At 72.1% G+C, this 15,227-nt stretch carries 12 protein-coding genes and 1 pseudogene; 8 read left to right on the forward strand and 5 right to left on the reverse strand.

Annotated elements, in window-relative coordinates; translation table 11 throughout:
* Positions 1-10: 10 nt before the first annotated feature.
* From pucL to OG500_RS08720, 4 genes are all read left to right on the forward strand, one after another.
* The gene (gene pucL, locus OG500_RS08705) at positions 11-931 is read left to right on the forward strand and encodes a factor-independent urate hydroxylase (RefSeq protein ID WP_327065853.1); all 921 of its coding nucleotides are present in this window, start codon (positions 11-13) and stop codon (positions 929-931) included.
* A 269-nt stretch (positions 932-1,200) separates the two neighbouring features.
* Positions 1,201-2,595 carry a nucleobase:cation symporter-2 family protein gene (locus OG500_RS08710; protein ID WP_329578348.1) on the forward strand — a complete coding sequence of 465 codons (1,395 nt, stop codon included), beginning with the start codon at positions 1,201-1,203 and terminating at the stop codon, positions 2,593-2,595.
* An 8-nt stretch (positions 2,596-2,603) separates the two neighbouring features.
* Positions 2,604-3,986, forward strand: a complete 1,383-nt coding sequence (locus OG500_RS08715; RefSeq protein ID WP_327065855.1) for an 8-oxoguanine deaminase — start codon at positions 2,604-2,606, stop codon at positions 3,984-3,986.
* A gap of 236 nt (positions 3,987-4,222) precedes the next feature.
* Entirely contained in the window at positions 4,223-5,869 is a 1,647-nt protein-coding gene (locus OG500_RS08720) for an MFS transporter (protein WP_329578352.1), read from the forward strand.
* Between the two features lie 80 nt (positions 5,870-5,949).
* Here the strand turns inward: OG500_RS08720 and gcl are convergent, their stop codons facing one another.
* Entirely contained in the window at positions 5,950-7,737 is a 1,788-nt protein-coding gene (gene gcl, locus OG500_RS08725) for a glyoxylate carboligase (protein ID WP_327065857.1), read from the reverse strand.
* A 296-nt stretch (positions 7,738-8,033) separates the two neighbouring features.
* On the opposite strand from gcl, the pseudogene OG500_RS08730 reads away from it, so the two are divergent.
* Together OG500_RS08730 and OG500_RS08735 are read left to right on the forward strand one after the other, a co-directional pair.
* Positions 8,034-8,357, forward strand: a pseudogene (locus OG500_RS08730) (helix-turn-helix domain-containing protein); the annotation flags it as partial.
* Entirely contained in the window at positions 8,354-8,905 is a 552-nt protein-coding gene (locus tag OG500_RS08735) for a flavoprotein (protein ID WP_329578355.1), read from the forward strand. The pseudogene OG500_RS08730 and the gene OG500_RS08735, both read left to right, overlap by 4 nt.
* Positions 8,906-8,967: 62 nt before the next feature.
* Here OG500_RS08735 and OG500_RS08740 read toward each other — a convergent pair whose 3' ends face one another.
* The gene (locus OG500_RS08740) at positions 8,968-9,357 is read right to left on the reverse strand and encodes an allophanate hydrolase-related protein (protein WP_329578358.1); all 390 of its coding nucleotides are present in this window, start codon (positions 9,355-9,357) and stop codon (positions 8,968-8,970) included.
* A gap of 79 nt (positions 9,358-9,436) precedes the next feature.
* Positions 9,437-11,113 (reverse strand): malate synthase A, encoded by a 1,677-nt coding sequence (gene aceB / locus OG500_RS08745; RefSeq protein WP_327065859.1) that lies wholly within the window; start codon positions 11,111-11,113, stop codon positions 9,437-9,439.
* 193 nt (positions 11,114-11,306) lie between these two features.
* Here aceB and OG500_RS08750 point away from each other — a divergent pair, with 193 nt between their 5' ends.
* Positions 11,307-12,104: an IclR family transcriptional regulator gene (locus OG500_RS08750; RefSeq protein ID WP_327065860.1), complete on the forward strand. Its 798-nt coding sequence runs from the start codon at positions 11,307-11,309 to the stop codon at positions 12,102-12,104.
* Between the two features lie 28 nt (positions 12,105-12,132).
* On the opposite strand, the gene OG500_RS08755 is transcribed toward OG500_RS08750, so the two are convergent.
* Entirely contained in the window at positions 12,133-13,656 is a 1,524-nt protein-coding gene (locus OG500_RS08755; RefSeq protein ID WP_327065861.1) for an MFS transporter, read from the reverse strand.
* Positions 13,657-13,724: 68 nt separating this feature from the next.
* On the reverse strand, positions 13,725-14,630 hold the full coding sequence (locus OG500_RS08760; protein WP_329578362.1) for an alpha/beta hydrolase: 906 nt from the start codon (positions 14,628-14,630) through the stop codon (positions 13,725-13,727).
* A gap of 121 nt (positions 14,631-14,751) precedes the next feature.
* Here OG500_RS08760 and OG500_RS08765 point away from each other — a divergent pair, with 121 nt between their 5' ends.
* Positions 14,752-15,204: a MarR family winged helix-turn-helix transcriptional regulator gene (locus OG500_RS08765; RefSeq protein WP_327065863.1), complete on the forward strand. Its 453-nt coding sequence runs from the start codon at positions 14,752-14,754 to the stop codon at positions 15,202-15,204.
* Positions 15,205-15,227 lie beyond the last annotated feature (23 nt).

Below are 15,227 nucleotides of genomic sequence, written 5' to 3' on the forward strand. Positions count from 1 at the left end.
GGAGCCGACGATGGCCCACGTGCTCGGTCAGAACCAGTACGGCAAGGCGGAGAACCGCATCGTCCGGGTCTACCGTGACAGCACTCGTCACGAGATCAAGGACCTCAACGTCTCGGTCGCCCTCCAGGGCGAGTTCGAGGACGTCCACCTCACCGGCTCGAACGCCAACTGCCTGCCCACCGACACCACCAAGAACACCGTCTACGCCTTCGCCAAGGAGTACGGCATCGAGTCGGCCGAGGCCTTCGGCATAACACTGGCGCGGCACTTCGTCGACGACACCGAGCGCGGCGTGGTGCACGGCGCCCGGATCCGGATCGAGGAGTACTCCTGGAACCGGATCAAGACCCCGGACAACACCTCGCGCTTCATCGGCTCGGAGGAGGTCGGCCACTCCTTCGTCCGGGACGGCGGCGAGGTGCGCACCAGCGAGATCGTCTACGACGGCGAGTCCGTCCAGGTGATCTCCGGCCTCAAGGACCTGATCGTGATGAACACGACCAACTCCGAGTTCTGGGGCTACATCAAGGACAAGTACACCACCCTGCAGGAGGCCTACGACCGGATCCTGGCCACCCAGGTGACCGCCCGCTGGGCCTACAACTACCGCGGCCAGGAGGGCGAGGCCCAGCCGAACTGGAACCGCTCCTACCAGCACGTGCGCCGCCACCTGCTGGAGGCCTTCGCGGAGACCTACTCCTACTCGCTGCAGCAGACCCTGCACGCGATGGGCACCCGGGTGCTGAACAACCGCGCCGAGGTGGACGAGGTCCGCCTGGAGCTGCCGAACAAGCACCACTTCCTGGTCGACCTCTCGCCCTTCGACCTGAAGAACGAGAACGAGGTCTACTACGCCGCCGACCGGATGTACGGCCTCATCGAGGGCACCGTGCACCGCGAGGGCGTCACCCCGGTCATCCCGGTGGCCTGACCGTGAACCGCGCCCTGCGTCCCAACCCCCCGCGCCGGGCGCCCGGTTCCGCCTGCAGCAGCAGCGCCACCAGCAGCTCCACCCGTTCCACCTGTCTCTCCACCCCCACCCACCGGAGATCGTGCTCGCCCCACGGCGGCCGGCCCGGGGAGCTGGAGACGCAGCCCGAGGGATCCTCGACCCGCCGTCCCGCCCTCGGGCCCGGTTCCACCACCACGTCCCCAGCGCCACGGGCGCGCCGAGAGCCGCGAGCACCAGAGGAGCTCGACATGGCACTCCGCTCCACCAGCAGTACCGACGGCGGATCCTCCCAGCTCGTCCACCCCGTGGACGAACTCCTGCCCCCGGTGCGCCTGTTCGGCACCGGTCTGCAGCACGTCGCCGCGATGTACGCGGGCGTGGTCGCACCCCCGCTCATCATCGGCGCCGGCGTCGGGCTCGGGCCCGGCGAGTTGGCCCTGCTCATCTCGGCCAGCCTGTTCACCGCAGGCCTGGCCACCCTGCTCCAGACGCTCGGCCTGGGCGGCCGGACCCGCTCGCGGATCGGCGCCCGGCTGCCGTTCGTCAACGGCGTCTCGTTCGCGGGCGTGGCCCCCGTGCTCGCGATCGCCAAGGAGCACAGCCCGAAGGACGCCCTGCCGGTCGTCTTCGGGGCGGTGATCGTCGCGGGAGCCCTGTGCTTCCTAGCGGCGCCGTACTTCTGCCGGCTGATCCGGTTCTTCCCGCCCGTCGTGCAGGGCACGGTGATCACCCTGATCGGGGTGTCGCTGCTGCCGGTGGCGGTGAACTGGGCGCGCGGCGGGGAAAGTCCGGGAGCACCGGGCTACGGCTCGGTGCACGCCATCGTGCTGGCCGCGCTCACGCTGGCCGTCGTGGTGCTCCTCAACCGGGTGCTGCGCGGCTTCTGGCAGCAACTCTCCTTGCTGCTGGGCCTGCTGGCCGGCACCCTGCTGGCCTTCCCGCTGCACCTGGCCGACTTCGGCGCGGTGCGGGACGCACAGCTCTTCGCGCTGCCCGCCCCCTTCCACTTCGGCGCCCCGGTCTTCGACCCCGCGGCGATCATCTCGATGTGCATCGTGATGGTGGTCTCGATGACGGAGTCCACCGCGGACATGCTGGCGCTCGGCCGGATCGTCGAACGCCCGGCCGACGAGGCCGTGCTGGCCGCGGGGCTGCGCGCGGACGGCCTGGCCACCGCGCTCAGCCCGGTCTTCAACGGCTTCGCCTGCAGCGCCTTCGCCCAGAACATCGGGCTGGTCGCGCTGACGAAGGTCCGCAGCCGCTTCGTGGTGGCCGCAGCCGGCGGGATCCTGGTGGTCCTGGGGCTCTTCCCGCGGCTGGGCGCGGTGGTCTCGCTGGTGCCGCAGCCGGTGCTCGGCGGCGCCGGGATCGTGCTCTTCGGCACGGTGGCGGCCAGCGGCGTGCGGACGCTGGCCGAGGCCGGGCTGGAGTCCGGGTCCAACGTCCTGCTGGTCTCGGTCTCGCTCGGCGTCGGGATCATCCCGATCGCCGTACCGGACTTCTACGACGCCTTCCCGCCGGCGCTGCGCACCCTGCTGCACTCGGGCATCTCGGTCGGCTGCGTCAGCGCGGTCCTGCTCAACCTGCTCTTCCACCATCTGGGCCCGCGCGCCCGAGCGGCCCAACCCTCCCCCACTCCCTAGGAGTCACCATGGCAGTCCAGCCCCCGCCCGCCGATCAGCGGATCGTGATCGAGAACGCCGCGATCGCCACCGTCGACGCCACCGACACCGAGTACGCCCGCGGCCACGTCGTGATCAAGGGCAACCTCATCGAGTCGGTCGGGGACGGTCCCGCGCCGCAGTGGCTGGACAACGTGGTGCGCCGGATCAACGCCGAGGGCCACCTGGTCACCCCGGGCCTGGTCAACACCCACCACCACTTCTACCAGTGGATCACCCGGGGGCTGGCCCAGGACAACATCCTCTTCGACTGGCTGGTCGCGCTCTACCCGACCTGGGCCCGGATCGACGACCAGCTGGTGCACGCCGCCAGCCTCGGTTCGGCCGCCGCCCTGCTCAAGTCCGGCTGCACCACCGCCAGCGACCACCACTACGTCTTCCCCAAGGGCCGCGGCGACATCCTGGGCGCCTCCATCGAGGCCGTCCAGTCGCTGGGCCTGCGCTTCACCGCGCTGCGCGGCTCGATGGACCGCAGCAAGAAGGACGGCGGCCTGCCGCCGGACCACGCGGTGGAGAGCACCGAGGAGATCCTGATCGCCTCCGAGGCGGCGGTGGACCGCTGGCACGACGCCTCCTTCGGCTCGATGCTGCACGTCGCCATCGCGCCCTGCTCGCCCTTCTCGGTCTCCACCGAGCTGCTGCGCGAGACCGCCGTGCTGGCCCGCCGCAAGGGCGTGCGGCTGCACACCCACGGCTCCGAGACGGCCGAGGAGGAGCAGTTCTGCAAGGAGCTGTTCGGCATGGGCCCCACCGACTACTTCGAGTCCACCGGCTGGCTGGGCGAGGACGTCTGGATGGCTCACTGCGTGCACATGAACGACTCCGACATCGCCAAGTTCGCCGAGACCGGCACCGGTGTGGCGCACTGCCCCTCCTCCAACGCACGCCTGGCGGCCGGCATCGCCCGCGTCCCGGCCATGCTGGCGGCCGGGGTACCGGTGGGCCTGGGCGTGGACGGCACCGCCTCCAACGAGTCCGGCGAGCTGGGCACCGAGCTGCGCAACGCGCTGCTGATCAACCGGCTGCACGGCCGCCCCGACGCGCTGACCGCGCGCGGTGCGCTGCGCCTGGGCACCATGGGCGGCGCCCGGGTGCTGGGCCGGCAGGACGAGATCGGCTCGATCGAGGCGGGCAAGCTCGCCGACCTGGCGCTGTGGAAGGTCGACGGCCTCCTGCACTCCTCGATCGCCGACCCGGTGGCGGCGCTGACCATGGGCGCCCTGCCGCCGCTGACCGCGCTCTTCGTCAACGGCAACGCCGTGGTGGAGAAGGACACCCTGACCACCGTCAACGAGGACCAGATCGCGCTCACCTGCGCCCGGGCCGCCCGGGAGCTGGCCGCGCGGGACTGACGCCCGCGCACCACTGGCTGCATCCACGCATCACGCATCCACGCATCCACCAGACTCCGGGCCGCCCAGGGACGGTGCGTGACCCGGACTCCGTCCGCCTCCCGGCGGACGGACCGCAGCCCCGGACCCACGGCGAGGGTCCGGGGCTGTGGCGCGTCGTGAGGTGAGGCACCGTAGGTTACTGGTGTTCAGCACCGCTGACCGCACACCGCTCCTCGACGGCCGAAAGAGACCATATGACCACCGTGGGGCCAGCGATCCCCGCTGCCCGCCTGCCCGCCGCGCTGCGCCACCCGGTGTTCGCCGCCACCCTGCTGGCCGGAATGCTGCACCTGGTCTGGGCATTGGCGCTGGCCAACGACGCGGGCGACCTGGCGGCCCAGTACGCGTGGACCGAGTTCACCCGCCAGCACCCGGACTCGGCCTACAACCTGTCCTGGTACGGCGGGATGCACCCCGCCTCCTACAGCGTGCTGTCGCCCTACCTGATGGGCCTGCTCGGGGTGCGCACCACCGGCATGCTGGCCGGCACCGCCTCCGCCGCGCTGGCCGCCACGCTGCTCACCCGCTCCGGCCTGGCCCGCCCGATGGCGCCCGCGCTGTGGACGGCGTTCGCCCTCTGGTGCGACGTCGCCTCGGGGCGGGTGACCTTCGCGATCGGGGTGGCCTTCGGGCTGGCGGCCACGGTGGTCGCCTTCAGCGCCGGCGGGCCGCGGCTGCGGCGCACCACGCTCTTCGCCCTCTCGGCGCTGGCCACCATGGGCAGTCCGGTGGTCGGCCTCTTCCTGGAGGTGGTGGCCGCCGCGCTGTTCCTGACGGCCCGGCGCCGGGACAGCTACCCGCTGGCCGTCGCCCCGGTCGTGGTGGTGGCCGCCACCACGCTGCTCTTCCCCTTCTCCGGGGTGCAGCCCTTCGACTGGTGGGCGGCGGCGCCGGTGGTGGCCGCCGCGCTGGCGGTGGCCTTCGTGGTGCCGGGCGGCTGGACGGCGGTGCGGCGCGGGGCGCTGGTCTACGCGCTCGGGGTGGTGCTGGTCTGGCTGATCCCCTCGCCGGTGGGCAGCAACGTGGAGCGGCTCAGCCTGCTCTTCGCCGGCACCGTGCTGCTCGCCGTGCTGCTGAACTCCCGCCAGTCCCGGCGCCGGGCGGTGGCCACCGCGCTCGCCTTCACCGCGGTGGCCTGCTGGCTGGCCGGGCGCACCCTGGGCGACCTGCTGGTGACCGTGCCGGTGTCCAAGGCCGCCACGGACAGCACCGCGCTGATCAACGAGCTGCACCGGGTCGGCGCCGACCGCAGCCGGGTCGAGGTGGTCCCGCTGGCCTCGCACTGGGAGGCCAGCGGGATCGCCCCGTACGTCGACCTGGCGCGCGGCTGGAACCGGCAGGCGGACGTCACCCGCAACCCGCTCTTCTACACCGACAAGCTGGCCCCCACCGACTACCACGCCTGGCTGCAGCGCTGGGGCGTGGGCTTCGTGGCGCTCTCCAGCGACCGGCCGGACGACGCCGCGGTGGACGAGGCCGCCCTGGTGGCGGCCGGCCAGCCCTGGCTGCAGCCCATCTGGCAGCAGGGCGGCTGGCGCCTGTACCGCTTCACCGACGCGACCCCGCTGGCCGCGCCGCCGGCCGTGGTGCAGCAGGCCGGACCGGCCGAGCTGACCGTCTCCGTCCCGGTGCCGGGACGGGTGCACCTGCTGCTGCCCTGGTCCCCCTGGCTGGGCATCGCCGGCGACCGCTCCGGTTCGGCGACGGCCGGCTGCCTGGCCTCGGCCGGCGAGTGGACGACGCTCTACGCCCCCAACCCCGGCACCTACCGGATCACCGCCAGCTACTCCTTCCTGCGCGGCAACCCCTGCCCCGCCGGCCAGCTCGCCAAGGCCCGCTGACCCGGCCCGCCCGGGGTCGGCCCCGGGCAGCCTGATGCCCCTGCCGGCCCCGAGCCGGCAGGGGCATCACGGTATGCGGATCAGACCTTCAGCGGCTTGATCGCGGTGGGGGCGTGGCCGGGCTCGGTGGCCAGCTCCTCGAACTCGCTGACGTCGCTGATGTCGGCCGTCCGGCTCATCGCGATGTTGGTGATCCGCTCCAGGATCGCCTCGACCACGACCGGGACGCGGTGCTCGGCGGCGAGCTTCTTGGCCTGCTCGAAGGCGGCACCCAGCTCGTTCGGGTCGGTGACCCGGATCGCCTTGCAGCCCAGGCCCTCGACGACCTTGACGTGGTCGACGCCGTAGACGCCCAGCTCCGGGGAGTTGAGGTTCTCGAACTCCAGGTTGACCTGGAAGTTGATGTCCAGACCGATCTGCGCCTGCCGGATCAGGCCCAGGTAGGCGTTGTTCACCAGGACGTGGACGTAGGGGATCCGGTGCTGGGCGCCGACCGCCAGTTCCTCCAGCATGAACTGGAAGTCGTAGTCGCCGGAGAGCGCGACGACCGGGGTCTCGGGGTCGGCGGTGGCGACGCCGAGGGCGGCCGGGATGGTCCAGCCGAGCGGGCCGGCCTGGCCGCAGTTGATCCAGTGGCGCGGCTTGTAGACGTGCAGCATCTGCGCGCCGGCGATCTGGGACAGGCCGATGGTGGTGACGTAGCGGGTCTCAGGACCGAAGGCCTTGTTCATCTCCTCGTAGACGCGCTGCGGCTTCATCGGGATGTCGTCGAAGTGGGTGCGGCGCTGCAGGGTGGCCTTGCGCTCCTGGGTGGCGGCGACCCACTCGGTGCGGTCCGGCAGCTGGCCGGCGGCCTTGAGCTCCTTGGCCACCTCGACGAAGAGCTGCAGCGCGGCCCTGGCGTCGGAGGCGATGCCGAAGTCGGGGGCGAAGATCCGGCCGATCTGGGTGGGCTCGATGTCGACGTGGACGAACTTCCGCTCGCCGCGGTAGACGTCCAGCTTGTAGCCGGTGTGGCGGTTGGCCCAGCGGTTGCCGATGCCCAGGACGAAGTCCGAGGCCAGGAAGTTGGCGTTGCCGTAGCGGTGCGCGGTCTGCACGCCGACCATGCCGGCGTTCAGCTCGTGGTCGTCCGCGATGGTGCCCCAGCCCATCAGGGTGGGGATGACCGGGGTGCCGGTCAGCTCGGCGAACTCGACCAGCAGGTCGGCCGCGTCGGCGTTGACGATGCCGCCGCCGGCGACGATCAGCGGTCGCTGCGACTCCAGCAGGAAGCCGATCGCCTTCTCGATCTGGGCCCGGGTCGCGGCCGGCTTGTAGACCGGCAGCGGCTCGTAGGTCTCCGGGTCGAACTCGATCTCGGTCAGCTGGACGTCGATCGGCAGGTCGATCAGGACCGGGCCGGGACGGCCGGAGCGCATCAGGTGGAAGGCCTGCTGGAAGACGCCGGGAACCTGTGCGGCCTCCAGGACGGTCGTCGCGGCCTTGGTGACCGGCTTGGCGATCGAGGCGATGTCGACGGCCTGGAAGTCCTCGGTGTGCAGCTTGGCGACCGGGGCCTGCCCGGTGATGCACAGGATCGGGATCGAGTCGGCGATCGCCGAGTAGAGCCCGGTGATCATGTCGGTGCCGGCCGGCCCCGAAGTGCCGATGCAGACGCCGATGTTGCCGGCCCGGGTCCGGGTGTAGCCCTCGGCCATGTGCGAGGCGCCCTCGACGTGCCGGGCCAGCGTGTGCCGGATCCCGCCACCGGCCTTGAGCGCGGCGTAGAAGGGGTTGATCGCGGCGCCCGGCACGCCGAACGCGACCTCGACGCCTTCGCGCTTGAGGATCTCAACTGCCGCGCGGGCGGCTGTCATTCGAGGCATCGGGGAACTCCTGCGTCGGCTCGTATTCCATGATGCGGAATATTGCTTTTAGGATGCGAAAATGACGGTAGGCGGCAGGCCGAGCGGGCGTCAAGGGTTCGAGGGGGAGAACTTCAACAACTCGTTGAAGCGAGGGTCGACGACCCGAGAGACCTCTTCGTATGCAGACTTTTAGGGCGCACACTGCCGACGGCCGCGGGGGCACCGCGGCCATCGGCGTTCGGGAATCAGAACTCGCGGCCCAGGGTGGCCAGGTAGGCGCGCCAGCCGCCGAACTCGGTGATCTCCTTGTGGACGCCGCACTCCACTCGGTGAGCGCCTCGGTCGTCCTCGGCGACGCGGGAACGGCGCTGGAAGCCGCCCAACCCCTGATGCGCAGGCGTATCCCGGTCCCCGAGCGCCGGGCAGCACTGTGGGTGGAGGCTGCACGGGCCTACAGCCAGCAGGGCAGACTGGCCGAGGGATACAAAGCGCTCAGGATCGCGGAGAGCTGTGCCTCGGAGGACATCCGCCGACGGCCCAGCGTGCTCGAGCTGGCCGGTGACATGGCCGCTCGCGACCGGCGCGGCGCCGTCCCGGAGCTTCGCTGTTTCTGCCAGGAGTTGGGAGTCCAGGTTTGACCGAGCACCGCGAGCCGTTCCTCTACGTCGTCGTCTGCGCGTCGGGCATCGCCGACGGAGTGGGCGAACTGATCACCGCTGCCCAGGCCGAGGGCTGGGGAGTCGGGGTGATCGCGACCCCGAACGGGCTCGGATTCATCGACCAGGAAGCCGTCGAAGCCCAGACCGGCTACCCGATCCGCTCTGCCTGGCGCACGCCGAGCATCCCCCAGCCGCTGCCCCCGGCCGACGCCATCGCCGTCGCCCCGGCCACGTTCAACACCATCAACAAGTGGGCCGCCGGCATCTGCGACACCCTCGCCCTCGGCATCCTCTGCGAGGCGTACGGCCTCGGCATCCCCGTGGCCGTCCAGCCGTACGTCAACTCCGCCCAGGCCGCCCACCCCGCGTACGCGGAGAGCCTGGTCCGGCTCCGGTCGATGGGGGTGCTGATCGGCGACTACGTCCCCCACAAGCCCAAGGCCGGCGGGGGACGCGACGAGTACGACTGGGCCCACGTCCTCGACCTGCTCCGCCCGGTGGCGCGGTCGAGGACGGCGCTGGAGTAGCCGCAGCTCTGTGGGCGGACACCCCCACGGGTGTCCGCCCACAGGCAGGGTGTCGGCTCCGGTCAGAACTCGCGGCCCAGCGTGGCCAGGTAGGCGCGCCAGCCGCCGAACTCGGTGATCTCCTTGTGGACGCCGCGCTCCAGTTCGCCGGGGGCGAGCACCATCGAGAAGCAGGCGCTGCCGTCGGCGAGCTTGATCACGCCGAACGCCAGCTCGGGCGGCTCGCCCGGGAGCAGCACGTCGCGCAGGAACTCCAGGGACACCTCGTACAGTTCGCCCTCGATGGCGGTGTCGACCGCCGGGTCGGGCAGCAGGCCGGGGCAGACGTCGCGGATGGAGAAGAAGCGGTGGCCGGGGGCGGTGCGGACCACGCCGAGGAAGGGCGCATCGCCGAGCAGCGGGTGGAACTCGCCGCCGCGCATCGCCTGGCCGTTGAGGAACATGCGGACCATGGGAGGGGCCTTTCGGGAAAGTGCATGGTCCGCCGGGGAGTGTTCGCCCCGGCGGACCGTACGAAACGGCACTACGGACTCAGCCGAGCAGTGCGTAGCCTGGCAGCGTCAGGAAGTCGACGAAGTCCTCGGCGAGCGAGACCTGCTCGAAGAGTTCGCGCGCCTGGGCCCACCGGCCCGCCGCGTAGGCCTCGTCCCCGAGTTCGGCCTTGATCGCGGCCAGTTCCTCGGCGACCAGACGGCGGGTCAGCTCGGCGGTGGCCTTCTCACCGGTGTCGGCGAGCACCACGCCGTTGTGGATCCACTGCCAGATCTGCGAGCGGGAGATCTCGGCGGTGGCCGCGTCCTCCATCATGTTGAAGATCCCGACCGCGCCCAGCCCGCGCAGCCAGGCCTCGCAGTAGCGCAGGCCGACGGCGACCGCGTTCTGCAGGCCGGCCTGGGTGCAGGAGCCGCCGGCGCCGGCGATGTCGAGCAGTTCGGCAGCCGTCACCTGCTCCGGGGAGCCGGGGTTCTCCTTCTGGTGGGGCCGCTCGCCGAGCACCGCGTCGAAGCTGGCGCGGGCCACCGGGACCAGGTCGGGGTGGGCCACCCAGGAGCCGTCGAAGCCGCCCGCGGCCTCCCGGTCCTTGTCCGCCTTGACCTTGGCCAGCGCCGCCGCGTTGACCTCGGGGTCCTTGCGACTGGGGATGAAGGCGGCCATCCCGCCGATCGCATGGGCGCCGCGCTTGTGGCAGGTCTGCACCAGCAGGCGGGCGTAGGCGGCCATGAACGGCGAGGTCATGCCGACGCTGTTGCGGTCCGGCAGGATGTAGTGCTCGCCGGCGTCGCGGAAGTTCTTGACGATCGAGAAGAGGTAGTCCCAGCGGCCCGCGTTCAGCCCGGCGGCGTGGTCGCGCAGCTCGTAGAGGATCTCCTCCATCTCGAAGGCGGCGGTGATCGTCTCGATCAGCACGGTGGCCCGGATGGTGCCGTGCTCGATGCCGAGCTGGGCCTGCGCGTGGCTGAAGACCTCGTTCCAGAGCCGCGCCTCCAGGTGGCTCTCGGTCTTCGGGAGGTAGAAGTACGGCCCGGAGTTGGGGTCCTCGGGGCCCTTGGCCAGCAGCCGCGCGGCGTTGTGGAAGAAGTAGAGGCCGAAGTCGAACAGCGCGCCGGACACCGGGGTGCCGTCCACCAGCAGGTGGGCCTCGTCCAGGTGCCAGCCGCGCGGGCGGACCACCACGGTGGCGAGTTCGGCGGCGGGCCGCAGCGTGTACGCCTTGCCCTCGGGCGAGGTGAAGTCGATCCGGCCCTCGTAGGCGTCGATCAGGTTGAGCTGGCCGGTGACCACCGAGTGCCAGGTGGGCGAGGTGGCGTCCTCGAAGTCGGCCAGCCAGACCTTGGCCCCGGAGTTGAGGGCGTTGATCACCATCTTGCGGTCGGTGGGCCCGGTGATCTCGACCCGGCGGTCCTGCAGCGCCCGGGGTGCCGGGGCGACCTGCCAGTCCGCGGCGCGGATCTCGGCGGTCCCGGGCAGGAAGTCGAGCGTGCCGGCCCGGGCGATCTCGGCGCGGCGGGTGCGGCGGCGGGCGAGCAGCTCCTGCCGACGGCCCTCGAAGGTCCGATGGAGGCCGACCACGAAGGCGACCGCCTCGGGGGTGAGCACCTCCTCCGCCCGGGCGACGCGCTCCCCCGCGATGGTGACGAGCGGGGCGGCAGCGGTACCTGAGGACGCCTCCGGCCGGAGGGTGGGGGCGGGTCCCTGGTCTGTAGCCATGGGCAGGACACTCCTTGGACGGTAGAACCTGTGTAGGGAGCTCCGATGGGGCTTCCCTCATCTGATCCGACCCACCTACTGGCGAGTTCGATTCTGTAAGGTGGACACTAGTTTCCGCGATACAGAATTTCAACGGTTTGTTGAGGTAGATCGCAGGGACTCTACTCCTCCCCCGACAGCAAAGGGAACGCCGGTGGCCAGCACCCCCGCCCAAGCCTCGACCGGATCCGAGCGCTCCTCCGCAGGGAGCGTGCAGTCCGTCGAACGCGCCTTCCAGCTCCTGGAAGCGCTCGCCGATGCCAACGGCGTCGCCACCCTCAGCGAGCTGTCCACCACCTCGGGCCTGCCGATGCCCACCATCCACCGGCTGGTTCGTACCCTCGCACAGCAGGGATATGTCCGCCAGGACACCGCGCGGCGCTACACGCTCGGCCCCAGACTGATCCGGCTCGGCGAGACGGCCGGGCGGCTGCTGGGCAGTTGGGCCCGCCCCTACCTCGCGGAGCTGATGGAGGCCACCGGCGAGACCGCCAACCTGGCCGTGCTGGAAGGCGGCGAGGTGGTCTACGTCGGCCAGGTCCAGTCCCGCCGCTCGATGCGGATGTTCACCGAGGTCGGCCGCCGGGTCCAGCCGCACTGCACCGGCGTGGGCAAGGCACTGCTCGCCCAGCTGCCCGAGCCCGAGGCCCGCGCCGTGCTCGGCACCCAGCCGCTGCCCGCGCACACCGAGTTCACCGTCACCGACCCCGAGGCCCTGTTCGCGCAGCTGGCCGCCGCCCGCGAGGCCGGCTACGTGGTGGACGACCAGGAGCAGGAGATCGGCGTGCGCTGCATCGCGGTGGCGGTGCCCGGCGCGCCGACACCCACCGCGCTCTCCGTCTCCGGTCCCGAGGCGCGGATCCGCGCCCTGGAGGAGCAGAGCGGCAGTTCGGCCCTGGTCCCGGTGATGAGCCAGATCGCCCAGCGGCTGGGCGCGGTCCTGGCACCCTGAGGTCGGGGCCGCCCGGCCGGTCCTGCCGTCAATCGCGCTTGCCGGCAGGCTTCTTGCCGCCGAGGCGCCGGTCGGCCAGGGCGCAGCACAGCGCCGCCGCCTCGAAACCGAGCGCGACCAGCAGCCCCAGCTTGAAGGCGCCGGCCCAGTCGTGGCCGGCGCCCAGGCGGCCGAAGAAGACCGCGCCGACCACGGCGATGCCGAGCGAGCTGCCCAGGCGCTGGCCGGTCTGCAGGATGCCGCCCGCCGTCCCGGCGCGCGCCACCGGCACATCGGCCAGCGCCAGGCTCTGGTTGGGCGCGATCACCAGGCCGGAGCCGATCCCGGCCACCAGCAGCGGCGCGGCCGTCGCCCACCCCGCACCGTGGCCGGGCACCAGCTGGACGGCGAGGGCGGCCAGCCCCGTCCCGATCAGCACGGCCACCAGCCCCACCAGGATCACCGTGCGCCCGGCCCTGCTCACCCAGCGCCCGCCGACCATCGCCGAGACGGCCGAGCCGAGCGCGAACGGGGTGATCGCCAGGCCCGCCGCCAGCGCGCTGTAGCCCAGACCGCTCTGCAGGTAGAGCGTGAAGATGAAGAAGACCGTGGTGAAGCCGGCGAAGTAGAGCAGGCCGAGCGTGACGCCGAAGGTGTAGCAGCGGATCGCGAAGAGCGACAGGTCCACCAGCGGGGTGCGCCGGCCGCGGGCCGCCACCCGCCGCTCCCAGCCGGCGAAGCCGGCCAGCACGAGCACACCGGTCGGCAGCAGCAGCCACTTGGCCGCGCCGTGCCACTGCTGCTCCTGCACCAGCGGCAGCAGGATCGCCACCAGCCCCAGCGCGAGCAGCAGCACGCCGACCCAGTCGATCCGGCGGGCGGGGCGGCCTCCCGGGGCGAGGCCCGCCCCCGGACCGGCACCCACCCCGGGGCCCGCGCCGCGCGGGATCAGCCGCAGCGCGAGCACGAAGGCCACCACCCCGATCGGCAGGTTCACGAAGAACACCCAGCGCCACCCCGTCTGCTCCCCCGCCGCGTTGATCAGCAGCCCGCCCGCCAGCGGCCCGACCGCGGTGGCCAGCCCGACCGTGGTACCGAAGTAGCCGAACGCCCGGGCCCGCACGGCGCCGGTGAACATCTGCTGGATCAGCCCGGAGATCTGCGGGCCGAGCAGCCCGCCGCCCGCCCCCTGGACCAGGCGGGCGAGCACCAGCACGGTGGCGGTCGGCGCCAGGCCGCAGGCGGCCGAGGCGGCGGTGAACAGGCAGAGCCCGACCAGGAAGACGGTGCGCCGCCCCCACAGATCGCCCAGCACCCCGGCCGGGATCAGCGTCAGGCCGAAGGTGAGCGCGTAGCCGGAGAGCACCCAGGACAGGTCGGCGGAGCTGGCGTGGAGGCCGCGCTCGATCGAGGGCAGCGCCACGTTGACGATCGAGACGTCCAGCAGGGTCATGAAGCCGACCAGCAGGCAGACGGCCAGCGCCTGCCAGCGGCGCCGCTGCTCGGCGCGATCGCCCGCCAGGGGATGGGAACCGCCGTCGACGGCGCCGACGGACGGCTTGGACTCGCTCATCCTCCTTAGCCTGGCCCATCCCGCGGGGTCGGGGCAGCGGCGTTAACCCGTTCGGCCGCGGCGCGCGGCTAACGCACCGCGAGCGCCCACTGGTCGAGGATGAAGCGCCCGGCCCGGTCCAGGGCCGCGTCCGCCTCGTCGAGCGAGCCGGTGAAGGACTGGAACACGTGCGGCACGTCGGCCGTGACGTCCAGGATCACGTCCACGCCGGCCGCCGCCGCGCGGGTCGCCAGCCGGGTCGAGTCGTCCAGCAGCACCTCGTTGCCGCCGACCTGGAGGAGCAGCGCGGGCAGCCCGCCGAGGTCGGCGCAGATCGCCGGGCTCAGCAGCGGCTGCCGCGGGTCCTGGCCGGCCAGGTAGTGCGGGCTCAGGGCCAGCAGCGACTCGCGGGTGAACAGCGGGTCGATCCCGTGCTTGGTCGTCATGCTCTCGCCGCTGCGCGTGCTGTCCGTCGACGGCGAGAAAGCGACCGCCGCGGCCGGCATGGGCAGACCGGCGTCGCGCGCCGCGAGCAGGGTCGTGACGCAGAGCCCGCCGCCGGCCGAGTCGCCCGCCAGCACGATCTGCTCGGGCGCGACCCCGCTCTCCAGCAGGTCGCGGTAGGCGGCGACGCCGTCCTCGACGGCGGCCGGGAACGGGTGCTCCGGGGCGAGCCGGTAGTCGACCGACAGGGCCCGGGCGCCGGTGCGCCGCACGAGCGCGGCGGTGAGGTGCCGGGCGGTGGCGGGCGAGCCGAAGATCCAGCCGCCGCCGTGGAAGTAGAGGATCGTGCCACCGGTGACGCCGGCCTCGGGTTCGAACTGCAGGGCCGGGCGGCCGCCGAGGGTGCTCGGGGCCGAGGTGACGCCGAGCGGCGGCGGGCCGCCCGCCATCATCGCCTCGAAGGCCTCGCGCTGTTCCTGGGGCGAGCGGGCGCCGTCGAACCGGGTCGACCGGTAGAAGGCGTCGACGGCGGTGCGCTGTTCCTTGCTCATGGGGGTTCTCCAGCGTCGGGTGGGATGGGATCGGTCGGGTGGGAGATCATGGATCCGCGAGGGGCTGGCCCTCGACGAATAATATTCCATGGAATGTACTTCCTGGGAAGGTGTGATCCGGATGACCGATCCCGCACAGGTGTTCGCCGACCTCGTCCGGTACGAGACCCGGCTCTACAACGCCCTCGGGGAGCGGCTGCGGGCCGAGCACGGACTGACCACGAGCCAGTTCGAGTTCCTGCGGATCATCGGCGGGCGCGAGGACTGCCGGGTCAACGACCTCGCCCACGAGGTCGCGATCACCGTCGGCGCGACCAGCAAGGGGGTCGACCGGCTCGAAGCCGCGGGCTGGGTGAGCCGCCGCCCGAACCCGAGCAACCGCCGCTCCTCCCTGCTCGGCCTGACCGCGGCCGGCGAGCAGTTGCTGGCCGCCGCCACCGCGACCTTCGAGGACGGGCTGCGCAGCTGGCTGACCGAGCCGCTGGGCGCGCAGTCGCTCGACCAGCTGGCCACCACCGTCGCCCTGCTGCGCCAGACCCTGGAGCAGGCGCGGGTGGGCATGCCGACGGGGTGACCAGGCGCTCGGCGTCCGGCCTC

Origin of the sequence: Kitasatospora sp. NBC_01250 (assembly GCF_036226465.1) — a bacterium.
Lineage (GTDB): Bacteria > Actinomycetota > Actinomycetes > Streptomycetales > Streptomycetaceae > Kitasatospora.